This is a genomic window from Sphingopyxis sp. LK2115, assembly GCF_014595975.1.
Taxonomy (GTDB): Bacteria; Pseudomonadota; Alphaproteobacteria; order Sphingomonadales; family Sphingomonadaceae; genus Sphingopyxis.
The window spans coordinates 1-23,958 of sequence record NZ_JABWGQ010000005.1 but is presented as its reverse complement, the minus strand read 5'-3'; the positions used below and the strand labels follow the sequence as shown (position 1 = coordinate 23,958).

At 63.3% G+C, this 23,958-nt stretch carries 18 protein-coding genes and 1 tRNA gene; 10 read left to right on the top strand and 9 right to left on the bottom strand.

Features of this window, described 5'->3' with window-relative positions; all coding sequences use genetic code 11:
• Window positions 1-384: 384 nt before the first annotated feature.
• Window positions 385-2,586 carry a catalase/peroxidase HPI gene (gene katG / locus HUW43_RS00960; RefSeq protein ID WP_188235721.1) on the top strand — a complete coding sequence of 734 codons (2,202 nt, stop codon included), beginning with the start codon at window positions 385-387 and terminating at the stop codon, window positions 2,584-2,586.
• Window positions 2,587-3,003: 417 nt separating this feature from the next.
• Entirely contained in the window at window positions 3,004-3,570 is a 567-nt protein-coding gene (locus HUW43_RS00955) for a septation protein IspZ (protein ID WP_188235720.1), read from the top strand.
• 82 nt (window positions 3,571-3,652) lie between these two features.
• Here the strand turns inward: HUW43_RS00955 and HUW43_RS00950 are convergent, their stop codons facing one another.
• Window positions 3,653-4,900 carry an aspartate kinase gene (locus tag HUW43_RS00950; RefSeq protein WP_188235719.1) on the bottom strand — a complete coding sequence of 416 codons (1,248 nt, stop codon included), beginning with the start codon at window positions 4,898-4,900 and terminating at the stop codon, window positions 3,653-3,655.
• Window positions 4,901-5,060: 160 nt separating this feature from the next.
• On the opposite strand from HUW43_RS00950, the gene ubiG reads away from it, so the two are divergent.
• Entirely contained in the window at window positions 5,061-5,810 is a 750-nt protein-coding gene (gene ubiG, locus HUW43_RS00945) for a bifunctional 2-polyprenyl-6-hydroxyphenol methylase/3-demethylubiquinol 3-O-methyltransferase UbiG (protein ID WP_188235718.1), read from the top strand.
• Window positions 5,811-5,834: 24 nt separating this feature from the next.
• On the opposite strand, the gene HUW43_RS00940 is transcribed toward ubiG, so the two are convergent.
• The 7 genes from HUW43_RS00940 to HUW43_RS00910 all read right to left on the bottom strand — a co-directional run bounded on the left by HUW43_RS00940 (window position 5,835) and on the right by HUW43_RS00910 (window position 16,379).
• Window positions 5,835-6,506 (bottom strand): glutathione S-transferase family protein, encoded by a 672-nt coding sequence (locus HUW43_RS00940; protein WP_188235717.1) that lies wholly within the window; start codon window positions 6,504-6,506, stop codon window positions 5,835-5,837.
• A 185-nt stretch (window positions 6,507-6,691) separates the two neighbouring features.
• The gene (locus tag HUW43_RS00935) at window positions 6,692-7,117 is read right to left on the bottom strand and encodes a hypothetical protein (protein WP_188235716.1); all 426 of its coding nucleotides are present in this window, start codon (window positions 7,115-7,117) and stop codon (window positions 6,692-6,694) included.
• 97 nt (window positions 7,118-7,214) lie between these two features.
• Complete coding sequence (gene gltB, locus HUW43_RS00930; RefSeq protein ID WP_411157922.1) at window positions 7,215-11,747, bottom strand: glutamate synthase large subunit; 4,533 nt, start codon at window positions 11,745-11,747, stop codon at window positions 7,215-7,217.
• Window positions 11,748-11,810: 63 nt separating this feature from the next.
• Complete coding sequence (locus HUW43_RS00925) at window positions 11,811-12,959, bottom strand: DUF2059 domain-containing protein (protein WP_223181170.1); 1,149 nt, start codon at window positions 12,957-12,959, stop codon at window positions 11,811-11,813.
• A 22-nt stretch (window positions 12,960-12,981) separates the two neighbouring features.
• Window positions 12,982-14,424: an NAD(P)-dependent oxidoreductase gene (locus HUW43_RS00920; protein WP_188235713.1), complete on the bottom strand. Its 1,443-nt coding sequence runs from the start codon at window positions 14,422-14,424 to the stop codon at window positions 12,982-12,984.
• Window positions 14,425-14,582: 158 nt separating this feature from the next.
• Window positions 14,583-15,383 (bottom strand): undecaprenyl-diphosphate phosphatase, encoded by an 801-nt coding sequence (locus HUW43_RS00915; protein WP_188235712.1) that lies wholly within the window; start codon window positions 15,381-15,383, stop codon window positions 14,583-14,585.
• A 57-nt stretch (window positions 15,384-15,440) separates the two neighbouring features.
• Entirely contained in the window at window positions 15,441-16,379 is a 939-nt protein-coding gene (locus HUW43_RS00910; protein ID WP_188235711.1) for a complex I NDUFA9 subunit family protein, read from the bottom strand.
• 201 nt (window positions 16,380-16,580) lie between these two features.
• Between HUW43_RS00910 and HUW43_RS00905 the strand changes: the two genes are divergently transcribed.
• The 4 genes from HUW43_RS00905 (at window position 16,581) to HUW43_RS00890 (ending at window position 19,262) form a co-directional block, all read left to right on the top strand.
• Window positions 16,581-16,667 (top strand) — tRNA-Leu (locus HUW43_RS00905).
• Window positions 16,668-16,839: 172 nt separating this feature from the next.
• A complete protein-coding gene (locus HUW43_RS00900; RefSeq protein WP_062900461.1) occupies window positions 16,840-18,075 on the top strand; it encodes a tyrosine-type recombinase/integrase in 1,236 nt (411 codons plus the stop codon).
• 135 nt (window positions 18,076-18,210) lie between these two features.
• Complete coding sequence (locus tag HUW43_RS00895; protein ID WP_062900460.1) at window positions 18,211-18,675, top strand: mobile mystery protein A; 465 nt, start codon at window positions 18,211-18,213, stop codon at window positions 18,673-18,675.
• On the top strand, window positions 18,672-19,262 hold the full coding sequence (locus tag HUW43_RS00890) for a mobile mystery protein B (protein WP_062900459.1): 591 nt from the start codon (window positions 18,672-18,674) through the stop codon (window positions 19,260-19,262). Before HUW43_RS00895 ends, HUW43_RS00890 begins: the two co-directional genes overlap by 4 nt.
• A 115-nt stretch (window positions 19,263-19,377) precedes the next feature.
• Here HUW43_RS00890 and HUW43_RS00885 read toward each other — a convergent pair whose 3' ends face one another.
• Window positions 19,378-19,578: a helix-turn-helix domain-containing protein gene (locus HUW43_RS00885; protein ID WP_062900458.1), complete on the bottom strand. Its 201-nt coding sequence runs from the start codon at window positions 19,576-19,578 to the stop codon at window positions 19,378-19,380.
• 205 nt (window positions 19,579-19,783) lie between these two features.
• Between HUW43_RS00885 and HUW43_RS00880 the strand changes: the two genes are divergently transcribed.
• From HUW43_RS00880 to HUW43_RS00870, 3 genes are all read left to right on the top strand, one after another.
• Window positions 19,784-20,716 carry a toprim domain-containing protein gene (locus tag HUW43_RS00880; RefSeq protein WP_223181169.1) on the top strand — a complete coding sequence of 311 codons (933 nt, stop codon included), beginning with the start codon at window positions 19,784-19,786 and terminating at the stop codon, window positions 20,714-20,716.
• A gap of 152 nt (window positions 20,717-20,868) precedes the next feature.
• A complete protein-coding gene (locus HUW43_RS00875) occupies window positions 20,869-21,651 on the top strand; it encodes a hypothetical protein (RefSeq protein ID WP_188235710.1) in 783 nt (260 codons plus the stop codon).
• Window positions 21,612-23,792: a TonB-dependent receptor plug domain-containing protein gene (locus HUW43_RS00870; protein ID WP_188235709.1), complete on the top strand. Its 2,181-nt coding sequence runs from the start codon at window positions 21,612-21,614 to the stop codon at window positions 23,790-23,792. Before HUW43_RS00875 ends, HUW43_RS00870 begins: the two co-directional genes overlap by 40 nt.
• Window positions 23,793-23,958: the final 166 nt, after the last annotated feature.

The window sequence follows — 23,958 nt, the reverse complement described above, 5'->3', positions numbered from 1 at the left end:
TCTCTCTCTCTCTCTCTCTCTCTCTCTCTCTCTCTCTCTCTGCATCTCGCCACGGCTTCATGCGGGTGACATCATGCCAACCCGCTGTTCCTGCGCAATAATGCGCCACCTCGGCGCGGTTTCGACGGGGCGTGGCGGCAGCGCGGCCAGCTTATTGCATCGCCGCAACCCGGCACGCTGTAATCGCTTCGTTCAATGACTGAATACAGCTTATTCGGTTATGTCGATTGATTGGTGCGGCCTATCCTCCCGAATATCTGACAGGAGGAAGCTGACGATCCAACGCCAGTCCGCGTTTTTCTCTGGTGGCCTGGTGGCCGCACGCGTCATGCGCGCGTCATCGCACCCGACCATCATCACAAAAGCCTTGAGAGGAGAGACTGTATGAACGATCCGACCCCCATCGACCCCGCGGGTGGCTGTCCCGTCCACCAACCCGGCGGTGTCCGCGCGCTGCTTGGCCGCACCAACCGGGATTGGTGGCCCGACATGCTGGCGACAGAGATTCTGAATCCGAATGGCCCGTCGAACCCGATGGGCGAGGATTTCGACTATGCGAAGGCCTTCAGATCGCTCGACTATTATGCGCTGAAGGACGATCTCAAGGCGCTGATGACCGACAGCCAGCCCTGGTGGCCCGCCGATTATGGCCATTATGGCCCGTTCTTCATCCGCATGGCGTGGCACGCCGCGGGCACCTATCGCACCGCCGACGGCCGCGGCGGCGCCAATAGCGGGCAACAGCGCTTCGCGCCGCTCGACAGCTGGCCCGACAATGGCAACCTCGACAAGGCGCGCCGACTGCTTTGGCCGATCAAGCAGAAATATGGCAACAAGATCAGCTGGGCCGACCTGTTCATCCTGGCCGGCAATGTCGCGATCGAAAGCATGGGCGGCCCGGTATTCGGCTTCGGCGGCGGCCGCGTCGATGTCTATGAACCCGAACGCGACATTTATTGGGGCAGCGAGGACAAATGGGTCAACGAGGGCGTCCAGACCCGCATCGACCCCGCCAAGGGATTGGAGACGATCGAAGGACCGCTCGCCGCGATCCAGATGGGTCTCATCTACGTCAATCCCGAAGGCCCCGGCGGCAATCCGCACGACGACGCCGGCATGGCGCGCGACATGAAGGAAACCTTCAAGCGCATGGCGATGAACGACGAGGAAACCGTCGCGCTCACCGCCGGCGGCCACACCTTTGGCAAGGCGCATGGCAATGGCGATCCCTCGCTGCTCGGCCCGGCGCCCGCGGGCGGCGACCTTGCCGCTCAGGGGTTCGGCTGGGTCAGCTCGCACGAAAGCGGCGGCATCGGCGAACATGCCGTCACCAGCGGCATCGAGGGCGCATGGACCAACACGCCGCGTGAATGGTCCGAGAATTATTTCCGCCTGCTGCTCGACTATGACTATGAACTGGTGAAGTCGCCCGCCGGCGCATACCAGTGGCAGCCGATCAATCAGAAAGAGGAGGATATGGCGCCCGCGGCATGGGACCCGAACATCAAGGTTCCGACGATGATGACCACCGCCGACATGGCATTGAAGCGCGATCCCGCCTATCGCGCGATCAGCGAGCGTTTCCGCAACGACCATGAAGCGTTCAAGGACGCCTTCGCGCGCGCCTGGTTCAAGCTCACGCACCGCGACATGGGGCCGAAGGTCCGTTATCTTGGCCCCGAAGTTCCTGACGAGGACCTGATCTGGCAGGATCCGATCCCCGCGGGCACCATGCCCTCGGACGCCGAGGTGCAGGCGGTGAAGGAAAAGATCGCGGCGAGCGGCCTGACGGTCAGCCAGCTCATCAAGACCGCCTGGGCGTCGGCCAGCACGTTCCGCAAGTCCGACTTTCGCGGCGGCGCCAACGGTGCGCGCGTGCGCCTGGCGCCGCAAAAGGACTGGGAGGTCAACGAACCGGCGATGCTCGCCAAAGTGCTGGACACGCTCGACGGGCTGCGCGGCAGCCTGTCGATGGCCGACGCGATCGTGCTCGGCGGCGTGGTCGGGCTGGAAAAGGCGATCAGGGACGCCGGATTCAACGTCCCCGTGCCCTTTGTGGGCGGCCGCGGCGATGCGACGCAGGAACAGACCGACGTTGAAAGCTTCGAGGTGATGGAGCCGGAGGCCGACGCTTTCCGCAACTATGTCGGCAAAAAGAAGCTGGCGGTGAAGGTCGAGGAAATGATGCTCGACCGCGCGTCGCTGCTCGGCCTGTCGGTGCCGGAGATGACGGTGCTGATCGGCGGGCTGCGCGTGCTCGGCGCCAACCACGGCGAGCGCGGTCACGGCCACTTCACCAAGCGTTCAGGACAGCTGACCAACGACTTTTTCGTCAACCTGCTCGACATGACGAATGTCTGGAAGGCGGTCGATGGATCGGATGATCAGGAATATGTCGCGACCGACCGCACGAGCGGTGGCGAAACCTGGCGCGCGACCCGCGCCGACCTGATCTTCGGGTCCAATTCGGAACTGCGCGCGGTCGCCGAAGTCTATGCCGAAAGCGGCCATGAAGAGAAGTTCGTCAAGGATTTCGTCAAGGCCTGGACCAAGGTGATGAACGCCGACCGGTTCGACCTCGCCTGATTTCCGCGCCCGGTGCCGCGTCATGCTGCGGGACCGGGGGCGTCGTCAGGATGACGGGTCGCGACCCGCCCCCGGGGACATGGGCCCGGGGGCGGGTTATCATTTTTGAAAACGCTCACGTGATCGACGATCGCGGGCGCCACACGGGCTTTGCCGTGAGATCTGCCACACCCCTTTCCCCTTCAGCGAAGGATGGCGAGGGAGAACAGCGGCAATCGCTTGTCAATTCCGGCCAGCCAGCAAGCTGGCAAGCCTGCGTATCTCTCCGTGAAGGAGAGAAAGCCACTACGGTCCGCTTCCGGCCGCTTCCCGCCATCAGCCGCCCGGCAATGTTAACGACGTCAATTTTGACTTGACCCCGCGCGGCCGGGCTGCGATGTTTACATCGACAACATTGAGTCGCCGAAAGGATGCGCCATGCGAACGCTGCTTTATGCGATCGGACCGATGCTGTTCGATTCGCTGGGGATTATCGTCTTTGCCGCGCTGCTTGCCCTGGATGCCGGTATCGTTCCGGCGACGGTCGCGGGCACTGTCGTAGCGGTGGCGGTGGTCGGATACGAACTGGCGCGCGGCAACAAGGTGGCGGCGCTGCAATGGATCAGCCTGGCGTCGGTCCTTTTCACCGCCGCGGCGACCTTGTTCACCGGCGACCCGCGCTTCGTGATGGCGAAACCGACGATCGTCTATCTGATCGTCGGCACGGTGATGCTGCGCAAGGGCTGGCTGAACCGCTATATCCCGCCCGAACAGATGGCGATCGTGGGGGACGTGATGGACCGGTTCGGCATGATCTGGTCGGCGATGATGTTCGCAAGCGCGGGCCTGAACCTGATCGTCGCCCTCTTCTTCACCGCCTGGTGGCCGCTGTTCATCGGCGTTTTTCCGCTCGCGTCGAAGTTCGGCCTGTTCGCGGTCCACATCGCGGTGGTGCATTTCGTGATGCAGGCGCGGATGCGTCGCGGAGCGGCGGCTGCCGAGTAGCGCCTTCGTCATTGCGAGCGCAGCGACGATTCTCCAGCCATCGAACCGGGGATTGCGTCGCTACCGCTCGCCATGACCCTGTCTATTCGGCGTCGAGTCCATAGGCGGTGTGCAGCACGCGCACCGCAAGTTCGGTTTCATCCTCGTCGATCAGCACGCTGACCTTGATCTCGCTGGTCGAGATTGCCTGAATGTTGATGCCGCGATCGGCGAGCGCGCGGAACATCGTGCTCGCGACGCCCGCATGGCTCTTCATGCCGACGCCGACGACGCTGACCTTGGCGACCTTGTCGTCGCTGATGACGCGGTTGAAACCGATCTTCTCCTTCGCGCCTTCGAGCAGGTCGATCGAGCGCAAGAGGTCGGCGCCGGGAACGGTGAAGGTCACGTCGGTCTCGCCCTTTTCGCGGCCGACATTCTGGATGATCATGTCGACGTTGATCCCGGCCGCGGCGAGCGGACCAAAGATGTTGGCGACCGCACCAGGCTTGTCGGGCACGCGCGTGACGATGATCTTCGCTTCATTCTTGTCGTGGGCGATGCCGGTGATCAGCTGCCGTTCCATCTCATGTTCCTCTATTTCCTCGTCGCTGACGATCATCGTGCCTTTTTTGGGCGGCTCGTCGCCCTCGACGAAGCTGGACAGCACCTGCACGCGCACGCCCATCTTCATCGCCAGCCCGACCGAACGCGTCTGGAGCACTTTCGCCCCGACGCTCGCCAGTTCGAGCATTTCCTCATAGGTGACATAGTCGAGCTTGCGCGCGCGCGCGACGATGCGCGGGTCGGTGGTGTAGACGCCGTCGACGTCGGTATAGATGTCGCAGCGATCGGCCTTGACCGCCGCGGCGACGGCGACGGCGCTGGTGTCCGACCCGCCGCGGCCCAATGTGGAGACGCGGCCATCGTCCATCATGCCCTGGAAACCGGGAATCACCGCGACCTCGCCGCGCGCCATCGCGGCGCCGAGCGCGCCCGTGTCGATGTCGGCGATGCGCGCGCGGGCGTGCGCTTCCTCGGTGCGGATCGGCAATTGCCAGCCGAGCCAGCTGCGCGCGGGGACGCCCATCGCCTGAAGGGTGAGCGCGAGCAGGCCCGATGTCACCTGTTCGCCCGACGCGACGACGACGTCATATTCGGCGGGGTCATAGCGGGGATTGGCTTCGCGGCAGAAACCCACCAGCCGGTCGGTTTCGCCCGCCATGGCGGAGACGACGACGGCGACCTCGTTTCCCTGCGCCACCTCGCGCGCAACAAGTTTCGCCACGGTGCGAATCCGCTCGGTGCCCGCCATCGACGTGCCCCCGAATTTCATCACGATTCGCGCCATGTCGCCCCGCTTTCCTGAACTGGTTTCCACCGCAACTTTTCCAAGCATTTCTGCGGCGCTCGCGTCGTTACGGAAGGGGGCGGGCGATGGCAAGCGTCAGAACCGGTGCACCGGATAGATTTTCTTGCACCGCCGATGCCGCGGTGCCACATCACGGCGCATGAACGCCGCGACGATCAACCCGGACGAAGCTGCCCATTTCGGCGCGCTCGCCGCCGACTGGTGGGATCCGCACGGATCGTCGGCGATGCTGCACCGCCTCAATCCGGTGCGCCTTGCCTATATTCGCGAACAGATCGACATGCATTGGCACGTCGACGCGCGCGAACGCCATCCGCTTCAGGGCAAGCGCGCGCTCGATGTCGGTTGCGGCGCCGGATTGCTGTGCGAACCTTTCGCCCGGATGGGCGCGGCTGTCACCGGCGTCGATGCCGCGCCGGAAAATATCGCGGCGGCAAGGGATCATGCGGCGGGGCAGGGGCTGTCGATTTCCTATTTTGCGGGTGAGCTTGCAGCACTGCCGCCGGCGACCTTCGACCTCGTGACTTCGATGGAAGTCGTCGAGCATGTCACCGATCCCGCGGCGTTCATCGGCGAGCTCGCGGCGCGGCTCGCGCCGGGGGGACTGATGATCCTGTCGACGCCGAACCGGACGATGCTGTCGAAACTGCTGCTCGTCGAAGCGGCCGAACGTGTCGGGGCTGTGCCGCGCGGGACGCACGACTGGGACCGGTTTCTGAAGCCCGAAGAACTTGCGAGCCTGATCGAGGGCGCGGGGCTGGAAGTGATCGACCGCACCGGGCTGGCGCCGTCACCGGTGCGGGGTTTCAAGCTCGGCGGGAGCGAGGCGCTCAACTATCTGATGACGGCGCGGTGGGCAGACAGGGGCGTGGCGAGCGTTCGGCCCTAGCTTCGCCGGGGCTTGCGTGGCGCGTCAGAAATCCACATCCTCATAATATTTCGGAGGGCTGACAATCTCCATCCGCTCGGCCAGCAGCGGCCGGAACGAAGGCCGCGATTTCAGCCCCGAATACCAGCCTTTCGTCTGTTCGTGGCCGGTCCAGTCGATGCCGCCCAGATAGTCGGCGACCGAAATATGGGCGGCGGCGGCCAGGTCGGCGAGGCTCATCGTCGCGCCGGCGAGCCAGGTGCGGTGATCGATCAGATAGTCGATATAGTCGAGATGGTTGTTCGCGGCCTTCATCGCCTCGCGCAGCGCGCCGCTGTCGGGCGGCTGGCGGTGGACGATGCGCTTCTGCATCCGTTCGAAGAGCAGCGGGCCGGTGACCTCGAAATAGAAATCCTGGTCAAACCAGGCGGTGAGGCGGCGGATTTCGGCGCGATTGGCGGCGGTGCCGTTGATCATCGCCTTGCCCTCGACGGTTTCCTCGAAATATTCGGCGATCGCCATGCTGTCGATCAGCACCTGACCGCGCGCCTGATCGACCATCACCGGGGTGCGGCCGGCGGGGTTGAGGTCGATGAACTCGTCGCGCCGTTCCCACGGCGATTCGCGCACCAATTCATAGCCGACACCCTTTTCGCCGAGCAGCAGGCGGACCTTGCGCGAAAAGGGACAAAGCGGGAATTGATAGAGTTGCCACATGGATTTTTGCATAGCGGCAGGGGGGCGGGGCGTGCAACGGCTATGGACGCAATAGTCCACACCAGACCGTGCCCCCCCTGCGATGGCAGGGACCAGCACCCGGCCTTGCGGTCTTGACCACCGCCGGTTTGATATCTGACTTTCGGAGGATGCTCCCCTGCCTTCGCAGGGGCACGAACCGGACTCTAGCGTCGCGCTGCGGCGCGCTCGCGTTCCCATTGCGCGGCGAGGTCGCGCGCCATGTCCCTCAGCACCGGGGCATAAGCCGCAATCGCCGACGCGGCGTGCCCTGCCATGCGGGCGCTGGCGCGCACATCGTCGCCCATGCGATCGGCAAAATCGGGATCGCGCCCCGCCACCTCGCCGAGCGTCGCGTCAGGGGGGATATAGGCGGCGTCCGAATCGGGATCGACGCGCGCGACCGCTTCGGCGAGCGGACCCACCGGCATGCGCATCAGCGCGCCGACGATCGCGGCGACCGTGTCGGCCATGCGTTCCTGCGCGACCGGATCGTTGAGCGTGGCGGCCGGGTCGCGCATGTCGCTGGCCGCGGCAGGCAGCGGCACGGCGAGCGCGATCAGGGGTGGCGCGAGCAGGGCAAGACGGGTCATGGCTTTCATCCCTTGAAAGGACCAAATGACAGCAAAGCGCTGTGACTAGCGTAACAACGCTTTCGCTGCGCTGAACGCTCCATGGGGGGGCGAAAACCTACTCCGCCGCGACCACCTCGATCGCATCCTCGCTCAACGGGTGGGCGAGACGGCCCAGCATTTCCTTGGGGCATATCTGCCAGAAACGGGTCCGCCAACGGTCCCAGTCGGCGAGGATCTCGGCCGACCATTTGCTGCCCGTGGCCCTGGCATGGTCATCGACCAACGTCTTGAGCACCCCTTCCCAATGGCTGCTGGCAAGGCGTTGCCAGACGATCGATTCGCCGTTCGCGCGACGTTCGAACTGCTCGTCGGTGTCGAGCACAAAGGCCATGCCGCCGGTCATCCCCGCGCCAAAGTTCGACCCGACGGGGCCAAGGATGACCGCGGTGCCCCCGGTCATATATTCGCAGCCGTTCGCGCCGCAGCCTTCGACGACGACATCGGCGCCCGAGTTGCGCACCGCGAAGCGCTCGCCCGCCTGGCCGGCCGCGAGCAGCGTGCCCGCGGTCGCGCCATACAGCACGGTATTGCCGATGATGCTGTTGTGCTGACTGACGAGCGGGCTCGACACGGTAGGCCGCACGATGATGCGCCCTCCCGACAGCCCCTTGCCGACATAGTCGTTGGCGTCGCCGAACACTTCGAGCGTGATGCCCTGGCACAGGAAGGCGCCGAGCGACTGCCCCGCGGTGCCGCGCAGGCGCACCTGAACATGGTTGTCGGCGAGCCCTTTCATCCCGAACTTCGCGGTCACTTCTGCCGACAGGCGCGTGCCGACGGCGCGGTGCGTGTTGCGGACATTGTAAGTCAGCTGCATCCGCTCGCCGCGCTCGAACAGCGGCCTGGCATCGTTCAATATCTGCGCGTCAAGGCTGTCGGGCACCGGGTTGCGGAAGTTCGGCCCCTGCGAGCGGCGCTGTTCGTCGGGGGCATCGACCTTGGCGAGGATGGGATTGAGATCGAGGTCGTCGAGATGCTCGGCACCGCGGCTGACCTGGCGCAGCAATTCGGTGCGTCCGATCACCTCGTCAAGGCTGCGGCAGCCGAGCTTCGCCAGGATTTCGCGCACTTCCTCGGCAATGAAGGTCATCAGGTTGATGACCTTTTCGGGACTGCCGGTGAACTTCTGCCGCAGCTTTTCGTCCTGCGTGCACACGCCGACCGGACATGTGTTGCTGTGGCACTGGCGCACCATGATGCACCCCATCGCGACGAGGCTGAGCGTGCCGATGCCGAACTCCTCGGCGCCAAGGATCGCCGCGATCACGATGTCGCGCCCGGTCTTGAGCCCGCCGTCGGTGCGCAGGCGGATGCGGTGGCGCAGGCCGTTCAGGGTCAACACCTGATTGACCTCGGACAACCCCATTTCCCATGGTGTGCCGGCATATTTGACGCTGGTTTGCGGCGATGCGCCGGTGCCGCCGGTGTTGCCCGCGACGAGGATGACGTCGGCATGCGCCTTGGCGACGCCCGCAGCGACGGTGCCGATACCCGCTGAACTGACGAGCTTTACGCAGACGCGCGCCTTCGGGTTGATCTGCTTCAGGTCGTAGATCAGCTGCGCCAGATCCTCGATCGAATAAATGTCGTGGTGCGGCGGGGGCGAGATCAGCGTCACTCCCGGCGTCGCATGGCGCAGCCGTGCGATGAAGTCGGTGACCTTGAAGCCCGGAAGCTGGCCGCCTTCGCCGGGCTTGGCGCCCTGCGCGACCTTGATTTCGATCTCGTCGCAGGCGCCCAGATATTCGGCGGTGACGCCAAAGCGGCCGCTTGCGATCTGCTTGATGTTGCTGTTGGCATTGTCGCCATTGGCATAGGGCCTGTAGCGTTCGCTCGCTTCGCCGCCTTCGCCCGACACCGCCTTGGCGCCGATGCGGTTCATCGCGATCGCCAGCGTTTCGTGCGCCTCTGGCGACAGCGCGCCCAGCGACATGCCGGGGGTGACGAAACGCTTGCGGATCTCGGTGATCGCCTCGACGCTGTCGAGCGGCACGCCCTGCGCGGGATAGTTGAACTCCATCAGATCGCGAAGATAGATCGGCGGCAGGTCGGCGACCCCGCGCGAGAATTGGAGGTAGGTCGAATAACTGTCGGTCGCGACCGCGGTTTGCAGCAGGTGCATCAGCTGGGCCGAATAGGCGTGCGCCTCGCCGCCTGCGCGCTGGCGATAGAAACCGCCGATGGGCAGCGTTGTGACGCGCCGGTCGAACGCCGCTTCGTGCTTTTCGGTCGCGTTGATGAACAGCGACTGATAGCCTTCGCCCGAAATCTTGGCCGGCATTCCGGGGAAGAGGTCGTTGACGAGCGCGCGGCTCAACCCCACCGCCTCGAAATTATAGCCGCCGCGATAGGAAGAGATCACGGCGATCCCCATCTTGGCGAGGATTTTCAGAAGCCCGTCGTCAATCGCCTTGCGGAACCGCTGGCGGCAGTCGTCGAGCGTCAGCTCGCTGCCGAACAGGCCGCGCGCGTGGCGATCGGCAATCGTCGCCTCGGCCAGATAGGCGTGAACCGTCGTCGCGCCGACACCGATCAGCACGGCGAAGGCATGGGTGTCGAGCACTTCGGCCGAGCGGACGTTGATCGAGGCATAGCTGCGCAGGCCCTTGCGCACGAGATGCGTGTGGACCGCCGCGGCGGCGAGGACCATCGCCATGCCGACGCGATTTTCGCCGATATTCTGGTCGGTCAGGAACAGCTCGCTCCGCCCCGCGCGCACCGCATCCTCGGCCTCGCGCCGCACCCGCGCGATCGCGTCGCGCAGCGTCGACGCGTCGCCGCCGACGGGGAAGGTGCAGTCGATGTCGGCGACGGCATCGCCGAAATAGGCGCGCAGCCGATCCCAGTCGTCGCCGACGAGCACAGGCGAATCGATCACAAGGACGTGGTCGCTCTGCCCCTTTTCGTCGAGGATGTTGGCCAGGTTCGCAAAGCGCGTTTTCAGGCTCATCACATGCCGTTCGCGCAAGCTGTCGATCGGCGGGTTGGTGACCTGGCTGAAGTTCTGGCGGAAAAATTGCGCGACGTGGCGCGGCTTGTTCGAAATCACCGCGAGCGGCGTGTCGTCGCCCATCGACCCGACGGCTTCCTTCGCATCCTCGACCATCGGCGCGAGGATCAGCTCCATATCCTCCATGGTCAGTCCCGCGGCGACCTGCCGACGGAGCAATTCGGCGCGATCCCATGCCGACAGGCTCGCCCGGCCACCCTTGGGAAGATCGGCCATCGTGCGGAATCCCTTGACGCGCGCGGCATAGTCGGCGGCGCCCGCGATCTTGTCCTTGATCGCGCGGTCTTCGTAAAGCGTGCCCTTGTCGAGATCGACCGCGATCATCTGCCCCGGACCGAGGCGGCCCTTCTTGCGCACGCTCGCTTCGGGCAGCAGCACCATGCCGCTTTCGGACCCGACGACGAGCAGATTGTCGGCGGTCAGCGTATAGCGCAGCGGGCGGAGCGCGTTGCGGTCCATTCCCGCGACCGCCCAGCGACCGTCGGTCATCGCGAGCGCGGCGGGGCCGTCCCACGGCTCCATCACGCTGGCGAGATAGGCGTACATCGCCTTGTGCGCTTCGGGCACGTCGGGGTCGCTTGCCCAGGCTTCGGGCACCAGGATCAGCTTGGCGGTCGGCGCATCGCGGCCCGCGCGGCACAAGGTTTCGAACACCGCGTCGAGCGCGGCGGTGTCGCTGGCGCCCGCGGGGATTACCGGCTTGATATCCTCCGAATGCTCGCCGAACGCGAGGCTCGCCATCTTGATCTCGTGGCTCTTCATCCAGTTCCTGTTGCCGCGGATCGTGTTGATCTCGCCATTGTGCGCCAGCGTGCGGAACGGCTGCGCGAGCCACCATTGCGGAAAGGTGTTCGTCGAATAGCGCTGGTGGAAGATGGCGACGCGGCTCTCGAACAGCTTGCTCGTGAGGTCGGGATAGAAATCGGCCAGACTCTCGGCGAGGAACAGCCCCTTGTAGATGATCGAGCGCGCCGACAGGCTGCAGATATAGAAATCGGCGATCTGGGCCGCGATGACCTTTTTCTCGATCCGGCGGCGGACGAGGTAGAGCTGCTTTTCGAACTCGTCGATCGACTGTTCTTCGGGCAGCGGCCCCGCGATCATGATCTGCTCGATCTCGGGCCGCGTGCGCTGCGCCTTGTCGCCGATCACCGACACGTCGACGGGCACCTGCCGCCAGCCATAGATGGTGAATCCCGCGTCGATGATCTCGGCCTCGACGATCGTGCGGCATTCCTCCTGCGCACCAAGGTCGGTTCGCGGCAGGAAGATCATGCCGACGGCCAAGCGGTTCGGCAGCACCTTGTGTCCTGACGCGGCGATGGCATCGTCGAAAAAGCGTTCGGGCAGGTCGACGTGGATTCCCGCCCCGTCCCCCGTCATGCCGTCGGCGTCGACCGCGCCGCGGTGCCACACGGCGCGCAAGGCCTCGATCGCCGCCTCGACCACGCGCCGCGACGGTTTGCCGTCGGTCGCCGCGATCATGCCGACGCCGCAGGCGTCGGATTCCATGTCGGGGCGATACATGCCTTGGGCCGCGAGGCGCGCATGTTCGGGGGTGGGGTAGTGGTTCATCATCCTTGTCCTGACGGTCTCTTTTCCAACGCGCCATCGCGGCTTTCGCCGGGATGGCGGATGGCATTAATCTGACGGGTTCCGGCCGAGCCGTTCGCGGGCCTTTTCGATCGCCGCGGCTTCGGCTTCGAGATAGGCGGCTTCGAGTTGCTCGACGCGCTGCCGGTCGGCCTCCGACCAGTTGCTGCGATCATATTCGCTGTTCTCGACCGCCGTCGCGGCGGCCTCTGCGGCATCGGCCGCCGTCGCGGCGGCCTCTGCGGCATCGGCCGCCGCATCGACCGCATGATCGTCGGGATCCGCAGTATCGGTTGCGTCCATGGTATCGGCGTTCCCCATGTCGCGCTGTTCCCTGAGCACGCTCACATCGACCTTCATCAGCCCGGCGAGCCTCGCCAGCTCCTCGTCGCCCAGATCGGCGAGCTGCTTTTCCTTGGGCAGTTCCTTGAAATCCTTCTCGATCTCCGGCGCGCGATCCATGAATTTGGTGATCAGCGGCGGCACCGCCTTGATCACCGCGACCATCACTTCGGGGTCGGCCTGCAGCGCCATCCATTCGCTCGCATAGAGCCGACCCGTCGGGGTCGCGAGGAAGGCGTTGACGTCGGCCAGCTGCGCGCCGGTGAATCGGCGCGCATAGGCCTTGGCCAGGCCCGCGCGCATCGGGGGTTCCATGTCGGCCAGCGCCTCGCGGATCAACGGCATCACGACGCGCGTGATCTGTTCTTCGCGTTCCTTGCGATGCGGATCGAACAGGTCTGCGATCTGTCCCTTGGTCGCATCGTCGAGCGCGGCGATCTTGTCGCTTTCGACGCCGGTTTTGATCGACAGCATCAGGGTCGACTGACCGCTGAACTCGCGCATCAGCGTGCGGAACATCCGGCCATACAGATTGTCGAGCATCTTTTCGATGCTCCCGGCCGGGATCAGTGCGGCGGTCGTCTGTTCGGCAATCGCCAGCCGCGCGGGGTCGATCGGCGGCAGGCTCTTTGTATCGAACATTTTTTCGACGAGGGCGATCACCTCGTCCAATTCCTTCTGCATCTTGGCCCTGGCTTCGGCGGCCGCGGCCTCGCTGTCGAACGGCGTTGCCTCTTCCTCCTCTGCCGGCGCGGCGACCACCTCCGCCAGCGGCGCTTCGGTCGGCGCGGCAAGCGCCGCGGCGGGCGCAAGGGTCGCAGCCCCGGCAAGCAGCATATGATTCCAGGTCGACATCATGAACTTCCTCCCCTGTTGGTCATGCCGCCTTCTTTTCGCTGTTCGCTTTCGCCTTCAACCATTTTGCCATCTGTTCGCTGACGTCGCGGCCGTCGCGGACGCCCCAGACGACCAGGCTCGCCCCGCGCACAATGTCCCCTGCGGCGAACACGCCGGGCAGGCTGGTCATCATCGTCTGGTGATCGACGCGCAGCGTGCCCCAGCGCGTGACCGAAAGGTCGGGCGCGCCGAACAGGTGCGGCAGTTCCTCTGGATCGAAACCCAGCGCCTTGATCACCATGTCGGCGGGCACGTCGAACTTGCGGCCCGGATCGGGTTCAGGGCTGCGGCGACCGCTCGCATCGGGCGGACCAAGGCGCATTCCCGCGACCGCGACCTCCTTGACATGGGTATCGGCGGTGAAGCGTTCGGGGGCCGACAGCCAGACGAACTCTACGCCTTCCTCCTCGGCGTTGGCGACCTCGCGCTGCGACCCCGGCATATTTTCGCGGTCGCGGCGATAGAGGCATTTCACCGACTTCGCGCCCTGCCGCACCGCAGTGCGCACGCAATCCATCGCGGTGTCGCCGCCGCCGATCACGACGACATGCTTGCCCGCGGCGTTCAGGCGGCCGTCGTCGAACGCGGGCACCGCGTCGCCAAAGCCCTTGCGGTTCGACGCCACCAGATAATCGAGCGCGGCGATCACGCCCGCGGCGTCATTGCCGGGCACATTGATCTCGCGCGCCTTGTACACGCCCGTCGCGATCAGGATCGCGTCATGCCTCTGCCGCAACGCGTCCAGCGTCGCGTCCCTGCCGACCTCGAAGCCGAGGTGGAAATGGATGCCGCCCTGGGACAGCCGGTCGATGCGGCGCATCACCACATCCTTCTCCAGCTTGAAGCCGGGGATGCCATAGGTAAGCAGCCCGCCCGCGCGGTCGTGACGGTCATAGACATGCACGTCATGCCCCGCGACGCGCAGATATTCGGCGGCGGTCAGCCCCGCGGGCCCCGCGCCGATGACGCCGACCGACTGGCCGGTCGCGGCGCCGACGTGCAGCGGCTCGACCCAGCCTTCGGCCCAGGCGGTGTCGGTGATATATTTTTCGACACTGCCGATCGTCACGGCGCCGTGGCCCGAAAACTCGATCACGCAATTGCCTTCGCACAGGCGATCCTGCGGACAGATGCGCCCGCAGATTTCGGGCATGGTCGAGGTCGCGTTGCTGAGTTCATAGGCCTCGCGCAGCCGGCCTTCGGCGGTCAGGCGCAGCCAGTCGGGGATATGATTGTGCAGCGGGCAATGCACCGCGCAGTAAGGCACGCCGCACTGTGAACAGCGTGCGGCCTGCGCGTCGGCTTGCGGCGCCGAATAGCGTTCGGCGATCTCGCGAAAGTCGCGCGCGCGCTCCGCGGGCGCGCGCTTGTCCGGGTAGGATTGTTCACGCCCCACAAATTGGAGCATGCGTTCGGAAGCCATGCAATATCCCCTTCGTTGCGCGGGGATTTGCACGGGCGAAAGGTTGCTGTCACGGGTGAATCGCCAGTTAGGACATAATAGCTAACCTAAAATTGATGCTGATTTTTACATTTTTCCATCCGCGCAACAATCTTTCACTATTTAGTATCGTTTCGGACCTATTTTAGCGCAAGCCAGAGCAGCGCCCCCGCTCCGACGACGATTCGGTACCAGGCGAAAGGGGCAAATCCGAACCGCCCGACGATTGCCACGAAGGCCTTGACCACGACCAGTGCGACGAGAAAGGCAACGACCAGCCCGATCGCGATCGCGTTCACATCGTCGACGGTCAGGATCGCGCGATCCTTCCACAGCGAATAGGCCGTCGCGCCCATCATCGTCGGCACCGCAAGGAAAAAGCTGAACTCGGCCGCCGTCTTGCGCTCGACCCCCATCAGCAGCGCGCCCATGATCGTCGCGCCCGAACGGCTGACGCCGGGAATCATCGCGATGCACTGCACCGCGCCGATGGCGATCGCGGTGCGCAGCGGCATCGCTTCGACGCTTTCGACCTTGACCACCTTGACCATCCGCTCGATCGCCAGGATCGCGACGCCGCCGACGAGCAGCGCGACCGCCACCGTCGCGGGCGATTCGAGCAGCGCGCGGATGCCTTCATAGGCGACGGCGCCGACAAGCATCGCAGGCAGGAAGCCGATCAATATGTTGCGGGTGAACGCGACCGCCGACGGCTCGGCGCGCAGCAGCCCCGTGCCGACCGCCCAGAACCGCGCGCGATAGGCGACCAGCACCGCAAGGATCGCGCCGAGCTGGATCGCGATCTTGAACGCTGCCGACCCTTCGCCAGTGAACCCCAGCAATTCGCTCGCCAGGATCAGATGCCCCGTCGATGAAACGGGAAGGAACTCGGTCAGCCCCTCGATGATGCCGAGCAGGATGACGGTAAGGAGGTCGTGCATGGAATGTCCTGGGAATGCCCCGGCAATCACATTGCGATCACCGGCGCTGAAAAGCCGTCAGGCGGGAGTTTCGACGGCGAACCGGCCATGGCGGCGATATTGCACCAGCCAGCCGTCGGCGACCGATGCGAGCGCGGTGGGCGTGATGCCCAGCTCGGCGAGGCCCGCCGCGCCGTCGGCGACGACATTGTCGCGCTGGAGCATCAGCCACTGATCGGATGTGATCGGCGCACCCGGCAGCCATCCAAAGCCGTTCGCGAGCGCCGAGGCCAGGACATCGGGCACGTCGACGAACAACGGCGAACGCCGCGTCGCATCGGCGATCCAGCGTAGCAGTTCGCGCATCGTCAGCACCTGCGGTCCGCCAAGCTCGAACAGCTTGTCCGCGGCCGTGCCGGCGAGCGCGGCGACGACCGCGTCGGCGACATCGCCGACATAGACCGGCTGGAACTTCGCTTGCGGTGCGATTACCGGCATGACCGGCGTGACGCTCATCATCCCGGCAAAGCGGTTGATGAAACGGTCTTCGCGGCCAAAGATGATCGAGGGGCGCAGGATCGCCGCCTCGGCAAAGGCCGCGCGCACTGCGGCTTCGCCGTCGCCTTTGCTGCGGCCATAGGCGGAGGCGCTTTCGCGGTCGGCGCCGATCGCCGAAACATGGACCAGCGCACCCGCGCCCGCCGCCTTTGCCGCCGTGGCGACATGGCCCGCGCCATCGGCCTGCACCGCGTGCATGTCGTCGAACGCGCCGGCCAGATTGATCACCGCGTCGCTGCCCTGCACCGCACGCGCCACGCTCGCCGCGTCGCGGACGTCGGCGGCGACGAACTGCGTCTGGCCCAGCCCGCCGAGCGGCTTCAGGAAGGTCGCGGCGCGCGGGTCGCGCTGGGCGACGCGGACGCGCGCGCCGCGCGACAGCAGCCGCTGCACGACATAGCGGCCAAGGAAGCCGCCGCCGCCCAGCACCGTGATCAATTGCCCGTCGAAAGTCTGCATGGGTCCGCCTGTATCGATTCTCTTGAAGGGGCGCACACGGGCGCCTTACGGCTTTCCCATGCCGCGAAGCGGCGGGACGGGCAAGGGAGAAGGCGGCTTTGCAACGCAAATCGGGCCGCTTTGCAATAAAAAGCGCGGCTGCGGCGGGAGCGCGGTTGACAAGCCGATGGCCGCCCCGCTAAGCGCCCGCTCCTACCCCGTGCCCAGATGGCGGAATTGGTAGACGCACCAGCTTCAGGTGCTGGCGATCGCAAGGTCGTGGAGGTTCGAGTCCTCTTCTGGGCACCAGTGACCTTTCCGGCAACGTCCGGGAACGTCCAGCAAGCGGCTGGTTTTCCACCGTTTTTCGATGAGAATCGCTGAATGGAATCCAGGCTGATCCAGCCGGAACCATCAGCGTACCATCAGCTTTGATGGTGTTTTTGATGGTTCCGGTCAGCCTCTTGCAGGTGAAACCATCATGACGCTTACCCACATCCAGATTTCGAACGCCAAGCCCGCAGAAAAGGCCTATAAAATGGCCGATAGCGATGCCCTATATCTCGTGGTCAGACCGAGCGGAGCAAAGGTCTGGCGAATGAACTATCGTCACCTGGGCCGACAAAAGACTCTCTACTTCGGTTCGTGGCCTGATATTGGAATTGCTTCCGCTCGGGAACTGCGCGACGCAGCGCGAAAGCTGCTTCTTGCAGGGCTCGATCCGGCCGCGGAAAAGAAGGTCGAACGGATCACCCGAAAGATCGCCGAGGACAACACGTTCAAGACGATCGCAGAGGAATGGCTGGCGAAAAACGAACGGGAAGAGCGCGCGGCCGTCACGCTTCGCAAAATTCGCTGGCTCCTCGATATCGCCAATCCACTGATCGGCAGCCGTCCGATCTCGAAAATCACGCCCCAGGAGGTTCTGGCCGTACTCCGTAAGGTCGAGGCCAATGGACGGTATGAAAGTGCGCGTCGGATGCGCAGCGTGATCAGCAGGGTCTTCCGATACGCGATCGCCACCGCAAGGGCGGACCGTGATCTTGCGGCTGACTTGCGCGGCGCGCTCACGGCTCCGAAGGTAAAGCACCACGCCGCGATCACGACCCGCAAGGAAACAGGGGCGCTCCTGCGCGCTATCGAAGGATATGCTGGTCACGAAATCACGGCAATTGCGCTGCGACTGACGCCGCATGTCTTCGTGAGGCCGGGCGAACTGCGACAGGCGGAATGGACGGAGATCGATGTCGAGGACGCGGTGTGGACGATCCCGGCCGACAAGATGAAAATGCGCCGTCAGCATTGTGTCCCGCTGTCCAGGCAGGTTCTCGAAATGCTTGAAGCGCTGCACGGCCTCACGGGCCATGGGCAATTTCTGTTCCCCTCATTTCGAACTTCCCGGCGGTGCATGTCCGAGAATACGGTGAGCGCGGCCCTTCGGCGTCTCGGCTATAGCCGCGAGGAGATGACGGCGCATGGCTTCCGTTCGACAGCCGCGACTCTTCTCAACCAGATGGGCATGTGGCATCCCGATGCGATCGAGAGGCAGCTCGCGCATCTGGATGCAAACGCGACGCGGCGAATCTACACGCGCGGCGAATATTGGGATGAGCGTGTGCGCATGATGCAGCACTGGTCGGACTATCTCGACCAGCTCCGCGATGGCGCACAGATTGTGCGGCCATCTTTTCAGAGGGGCGGCCGAATGACTGCCTAGCGCGCTCAGGTTTTGCGGTAGTACGTTCATATATTTATGTATATTTTATGAGGTAACGATCATAAATTTACGATCAAAATATCTTGATATGTTCATATTTATATATACATCTTAGGCTCATCAGGACATATATATATGAACGAAGATCAGGCCGCCCTTGCCCGCAAGCAACTCGAAAGACGTTTCGCGCCCTTGCGCGAAACGTCTTTTGCCGTGCCCCCAAGAGGCTGGATAAAGGCAATACGCGAAGCTCTGGGCATGACGGTCCGCCAGCTTGCCGCTCGTATGGGAACATCGATTTCGCGCATTCCCGTGATTGAGAAGGCCGAAGTCAGCGGATCCACCACGATTAAGACGCTGCGTCAGGCGGCTGAGGCAATGAACTGCACTTTCGTTTATGCCTTCGTACCGACGAAGCCGCTTGATGATATCCTGCGCGACCGCGCGAAGCAGAAAGCGAGCAAGGATATTGCGCGGCTGGACCATACCATGCGGCTGGAAAATCAGGCCCTGCTCAAAGCCGATCTCGACGAAGAACAGCGGCGCATGATCGAACTCATTCTATCCGGCTCCTTGCGCGGCCTGTGGGATGATGAATGACAGATAAGCTGTTTAACGATGACGACGACGCCAACACGCCGCTGACCGCCGAGGAGCGCGAACAACTCATCCCGTCCTATATCACCATGCGGCATGAGCTGAATGAAGCCGAACAGATCAATATCAGGCAAGCTTTACGATGGGTGATGAGCCGGAAGCGGGATATTCTCGATCAGGATTTCATGAACCAGCTTCACAAACGCATGTTCGGAGACGTGTGGCGTTGGGCCGGGCAGTATCGCACCACGCCGCGCAACATTGGCGTCGATGCTTACAGAATCCCCATGGACCTTCGTCAACTGATCGACGACACGCGATATTGGGTCGAGCATGGAACCTACCCACCCGATGAAATTGCCGTCCGATTCAGCCACCGGCTCGTTGCCATCCATCCTTTCCCGAACGGCAATGGCCGTTTTTCGCGTATGGTCGGCGACATGCTGGCGGTCCAACTCGGATGTACACCGTTTACATGGGGAAGCGTTGGCCTGGTCAATGCCAGCGAAACGAGAGCAGCTTATGTTGCCGCACTTAAAGTAGCCGATAGCCATGATATCGGGCCATTGTTGCTCTTTGCACGATCATAGCTAGATAGCCAGCATGTGACTCCGCATGGACCAAGCGATCAATAGCTGCTCCGACGCGAGCTACACGGTGGGAACGAAAATTTGGGACCCTCTTTTCGAGCGGTGGCGCAACCGATTATGCGCTGGTTAGGGCTTTCAGACTTTTATATGGGATCAGCGTAGATCGGCCGACCTTGACGGTTTCAAGGTCGCCGGACTCGATGAGTTCGTAAATCCTGGATCGACTGATTCCGGTGAGCTTGACGGCAGTGGAAATCCGTACCGTAAGGGGCTCGATAAATACGATCTCAACCGGAGTGTCATCGGAATCCCGCATCTTTCATGTCCTCGCAACGAGACATTTTTGCGCGCGGTTCCAACGCAGCTTTCGCCCGCTCAAGCATGGTCGGCGGCACGATTTTCACAAGGAGGAGGGCACGTAGCTACCGGTCGGCGGCATTCCCGCGCCGCGGGGCCACAGACTAATGCCGCAGCCAAGCGGAGCGAGGAGGAAAAGAGGGGGTTATTGCGTATCCGTCCTGATGAAGAGGCTTGCCATGCCTGCAGGGTTTTCAACGTCTCGCAAGCCAGAACTCGAAGTCGCCGGGGCCGTTCTTGTGCGCCGCTTCGGCGGGACTTGGTCTGGCGATTCTGGCATGTGCCGCTGCCCTGCTCATGAGGATAAAACCCCGAGCCTGTCGGTCAGGATTGGCGAAACACGACTTTTGTTCAAATGCTTTGCCGGCTGCGATATTTCCGATGTGCTCCGGGCGCTTCGCCGCGACGGTCTGAACGCCCTCGACGCACGTGACGGCAGGGGGGCGCCATCCTCCCTCCCTAAAGAATGGCTACAGCAGCGTGCCCGTGACCTGTGGGGCATTGGTCGGCCAATAAACTGGACAATCGCGGAGACCTATTTGCGGAACAGGTCGATCGATATTGCACCTAACTGCCTGCGGTTCGCTCCCCGAACGCCTCTCGGCAAGGGCCGACTGGCCGTGTTTCGACCGGCGATGCTCGCCGCGGTAACCGATGACTCGGGATTGTTGGCCGTCCAACGGACCTTCCTTGATGGCAGGGGCCGACGCGCGCGCGACCTCCGGCACCCTCGCAGATTGCTCGGTCACCCCCGCACAGGTGCGGTTCGACTCGCGCCGGCCGCTTATACACTCGGAATTGCCGAGGGCGTCGAGACAGCGATCTCGGCGATGATCCTCCTCGGCATCCCGGTCTGGGCCGCACTCGGCAATGAGCGCATCCCACAAATTACTATTCCAGAATCGGTGTCGCGTCTCATCCTGTTGCCCGACAACGACCGTGCCGGCCGCCTCGCCGTGCCGCTCGCCGTGAAGGCGCACGCGGTGCCCGGACGACGCATCGATACGATCTGGCCATGGAACGGCCGAAACGACTGGAACGATGTCCTCAGGCAAGGAGGGAAGGGAGTGGGGGACTGGCGGCGCCGAGCGGCCTGAATGGTCGGGCTTCCGCCGCCAGGAGACTGATTATGTCATTTCCCATCGTATACGCGCCTGCGCGCAACTGCGTCCCTTCGCCGCTCAACGTCAGGACCGAAGCCGAAGCGATCCGGGCGCGCGAGGGCTTCGCGGAAATTCGCGCGGTCCCGATGACGCGCATCTCGTTCGCGGATTATGACGGCCTCCGCCCGGTCCGCGGCGAGATTCCTGAACCGACCGCAGAGGAGGTAGCGCGCTGCGCCGAAATCGAAGCTGAGATGAACATGATCGCCGAATCTGCCGACGAGAGTGATGACGGCATCACCGAGGACGAGGAACAGCGGTATCGCGAACTTGAATCCGAACTGAGCGGCATCCAGAATCGACCGGCGGTCTTGACCGACGACCAAAAGGCCGCGGCACTTGCCTTCCTCGTCATCGGCGAAGATGGCCAGCCGCGTGTGCACCATCAGGCCTACATGGTGCCGACCGAGGCCGACGAAGACATCGATGGCGACGATGATAGCGACGCCGAGACCGACGGCTCTGTCTCGGCGAAACCGGCAATGAGCCAACGACTCATCGACGAGCTCGCAACGATGAAGGCGGAACTGCTTCGTGTCCATGTCGCAAGCGATCCCCGCTTTGCGCTCGATCTCGGAACCTTCGTGATGGTCGATGCGGCTTTACGGCGCTACGCTTCCGATCTCGCCAGCGACCTTCGCGCCGATGCCGCGCCGTCGCGTGTCATTGGCTTCGAAAGCGGATCGCTCGCGGCTGACGAATGGGCCAAGCTCGAAGAGGGGCTCGATCGAAGCTGGGTCCAGCCGAACATCGGCGTCGCCGGGCGCTACGATGCCTTCTGCGCGCTCGGCGAAGAAGCGCGTGCGGCTTGGCTCGCTTGCAGGATCTCATGTCCAACTATCTCGTCGATGAATGCCCCGACCATGTGACGTGGGAAGATTTCGATCCTGATATCGACGGTCTGCGATCCACCGTCATCGACCTGCTCGACAAGTCACTGTCGCCGACCGCTCCGGCAGATATCGTCACCTATGTCGTCGACGTCGATTTCTATAGCGGCGATGACCGCTTCGCGACCGAGGTCTTCACGATCGACGCTTCGACGCCCGCCCTTCTGAACGGTCACAGATTGTCTTTTGGGGGTTCGGCGCAGGGCATCGATATTTCCGGTATCCCGACTGAAGCCATCGAGCGCGTCGAAATCATTCCTGACGGCTCATCGGCGCTTTATGGTTCCGATGCGGTGGCTGGCGTCGTGAACGTCATTTTGCGGCGTTCCTTTGACGGCGTTACCGCTAACGCGCGCGTCGGCACGGCAACCGATGGAGGCGGCACTTCGCAGCTTTATCAGATCGTGGCTGGCAAGCAGTGGCAGAGCGGTAACCTGCTCGTCGCATATGGTTTTCGCCGAAATGAGGAGGTGGATGCAGAGGATCGGGACTATACCAACTATCTCCCGGAACCTTATCCGCTGATCAAAGGGCAGCGCGTGCACTCCGCGCTCGTAAGCGGGTCACAAAGCCTGTTCGATGATGTGCGCTTCAGTCTCGACGCTACCTTCGTGGATCGGGCCATGGACGGGAGCTACAACACGAATAACATCCTTAGCGTCTCCCATACGACCGATCGCTCGCTTTCGATCAGCCCGTCTCTGACCATCCCCGTCGATGACAACTGGTCGCTTTCGGTCGCGAGCACCTATGCGAGAAGTCGGAATCGGCGCCAAACCGCGTCGTCATCGAACGGCACCGTATTCCTCCGCGAAGACTTTTGTTACTGCCATTCGCTCCACGCCGTTGAAGCCTATCTGGAAGGCTCAGCGCTGTCGTTGCCCGCAGGGGATGTGCGGGCGGTGCTGGGCGCCGGCTACCGGAAAAATCGCTATCGCGTTCACGGGAGATCGTCGGCGAACGGAGATCAATTCGTCACAACTGGAGGGGATCAGAGCGATACCTACGCATTCGGCGAAATCCAGATCCCGGTCATTTCAGGGCTGAACGAAACGGCATTCGCAAAGGCACTGACGATCTCGGTAGCCGGCCGCTACGACCGGTACAATTATAGCGGTAGCGTCACAACGCCGAAGATCGGCCTGATTTACAGCCCAAATAATGCCGTCGACCTGAAATTCTCCTGGGGGCGTTCGTTCAAAGCTCCCACCCTCGCGTCCATTTATCAGACGCAATATGCGTACCTCCTTCCGCTGACATATTTTGGGAGGAGCGACGCTGCACCAGATGAATCAGCCCTCTATCTTGATGGCGGTTCCACATCATTGCGGCCGGAGCGAGCCACAACCTGGACTGCGACGGTCGCCTTTCACCCCAAGTCGTTGCCGGGGCTTAACGCGGACCTGTCCTACTTCCGGGTGAAATATATCGACCGTGTTCGCACTCCAATCGGGTTTTACCCCGAAGCACTCAGTCCGAATTATGCGAACTATGTCACACTGAATCCCAGCGAAGTGGCGCTCCAGGCAGCCATCAATGGCGCGTCCGGCGGCTTCCTCAATTATACCGCCGGGGCCTACGACCCGGCGTCGGTCCTGTACCTCATCGACAACAGAAATATGAATGTCGCGGCGCAAAAAATCGAGGGCGTGGATGTCAATTTGTCCTATCGCCTGGATCTGCACGACGGCGCGCTGGTCACAGCGTTGAATGGCAGTTGGCTTCGCAGCCGCCAGAAGAACGGATCAGCTTTCCCCTATTTTGACCTTGCCGGAACGATCTGGAACCCACCCCATTTTCGATCGCGCGCCAGTGTCGGTTGGGAAGGGAATTCCGCCGAAGCATTCGTCTATTTCAACTATATTGGAGGCGTCGAAGATCGTCGTGCGGCGCTCCCGATTGACGGGCGATCAATGTTTACCGTCGATCTTTCGCTCAGCTATCGAACGTCCACTTCCGGCGGCTTTCCGAACGGTTTCCGTATCGGTCTCAGCGTCGAGAATCTGTTCGACAAGCGGCCCCCCTATTTGGCGCCGGCACCCTTCACGGAACCCTATGACTCGACCAATTATTCCCCAATGGGGCGCTTTGTCGCGTTGTCGCTATCGCAGTCTTTCTAATGGCCCTCGTCATGGAATGCATCGCGCGGCGATCGGCGAACCGCGCGTTCACGTTAATTTTCCTTACTACCGCAGCGCTGCCGGGTGCGGCTTTCTCACAAGCTGCGCCGCTGCCACTGTCAATCGGCGTCCAATCGGGACCCCCTATCGGCGCGCAAAAGGGACC

What these genes read in the sequence shown, in the direction of transcription:
- katG (WP_188235721.1), top strand. Translation starts at nt 385, where the DNA reads ATGAACGATCCGACCCCCATCGACCCCGCGGGTGGCTGTCCCGTCCAC.
- HUW43_RS00955 (WP_188235720.1), top strand. Translation starts at nt 3,004, where the DNA reads ATGCGAACGCTGCTTTATGCGATCGGACCGATGCTGTTCGATTCGCTG.
- HUW43_RS00950 (WP_188235719.1), bottom strand. Translation starts at nt 4,900, where the DNA reads ATGGCGCGAATCGTGATGAAATTCGGGGGCACGTCGATGGCGGGCACC.
- ubiG (WP_188235718.1), top strand. Translation starts at nt 5,061, where the DNA reads ATGAACGCCGCGACGATCAACCCGGACGAAGCTGCCCATTTCGGCGCG.
- HUW43_RS00940 (WP_188235717.1), bottom strand. Translation starts at nt 6,506, where the DNA reads ATGTGGCAACTCTATCAATTCCCGCTTTGTCCCTTTTCGCGCAAGGTC.
- HUW43_RS00935 (WP_188235716.1), bottom strand. Translation starts at nt 7,117, where the DNA reads ATGACCCGTCTTGCCCTGCTCGCGCCACCCCTGATCGCGCTCGCCGTG.
- gltB (WP_411157922.1), bottom strand. Translation starts at nt 11,747, where the DNA reads ATGATGAACCACTACCCCACCCCCGAACATGCGCGCCTCGCGGCCCAA.
- HUW43_RS00925 (WP_223181170.1), bottom strand. Translation starts at nt 12,959, where the DNA reads ATGTCGACCTGGAATCATATGCTGCTTGCCGGGGCTGCGACCCTTGCG.
- HUW43_RS00920 (WP_188235713.1), bottom strand. Translation starts at nt 14,424, where the DNA reads ATGGCTTCCGAACGCATGCTCCAATTTGTGGGGCGTGAACAATCCTAC.
- HUW43_RS00915 (WP_188235712.1), bottom strand. Translation starts at nt 15,383, where the DNA reads ATGCACGACCTCCTTACCGTCATCCTGCTCGGCATCATCGAGGGGCTG.
- HUW43_RS00910 (WP_188235711.1), bottom strand. Translation starts at nt 16,379, where the DNA reads ATGCAGACTTTCGACGGGCAATTGATCACGGTGCTGGGCGGCGGCGGC.
- HUW43_RS00900 (WP_062900461.1), top strand. Translation starts at nt 16,840, where the DNA reads ATGACGCTTACCCACATCCAGATTTCGAACGCCAAGCCCGCAGAAAAG.
- HUW43_RS00895 (WP_062900460.1), top strand. Translation starts at nt 18,211, where the DNA reads ATGAACGAAGATCAGGCCGCCCTTGCCCGCAAGCAACTCGAAAGACGT.
- HUW43_RS00890 (WP_062900459.1), top strand. Translation starts at nt 18,672, where the DNA reads ATGACAGATAAGCTGTTTAACGATGACGACGACGCCAACACGCCGCTG.
- HUW43_RS00885 (WP_062900458.1), bottom strand. Translation starts at nt 19,578, where the DNA reads ATGCGGGATTCCGATGACACTCCGGTTGAGATCGTATTTATCGAGCCC.
- HUW43_RS00880 (WP_223181169.1), top strand. Translation starts at nt 19,784, where the DNA reads ATGAAGAGGCTTGCCATGCCTGCAGGGTTTTCAACGTCTCGCAAGCCA.
- HUW43_RS00875 (WP_188235710.1), top strand. Translation starts at nt 20,869, where the DNA reads ATGACGCGCATCTCGTTCGCGGATTATGACGGCCTCCGCCCGGTCCGC.
- HUW43_RS00870 (WP_188235709.1), top strand. Translation starts at nt 21,612, where the DNA reads ATGTCCAACTATCTCGTCGATGAATGCCCCGACCATGTGACGTGGGAA.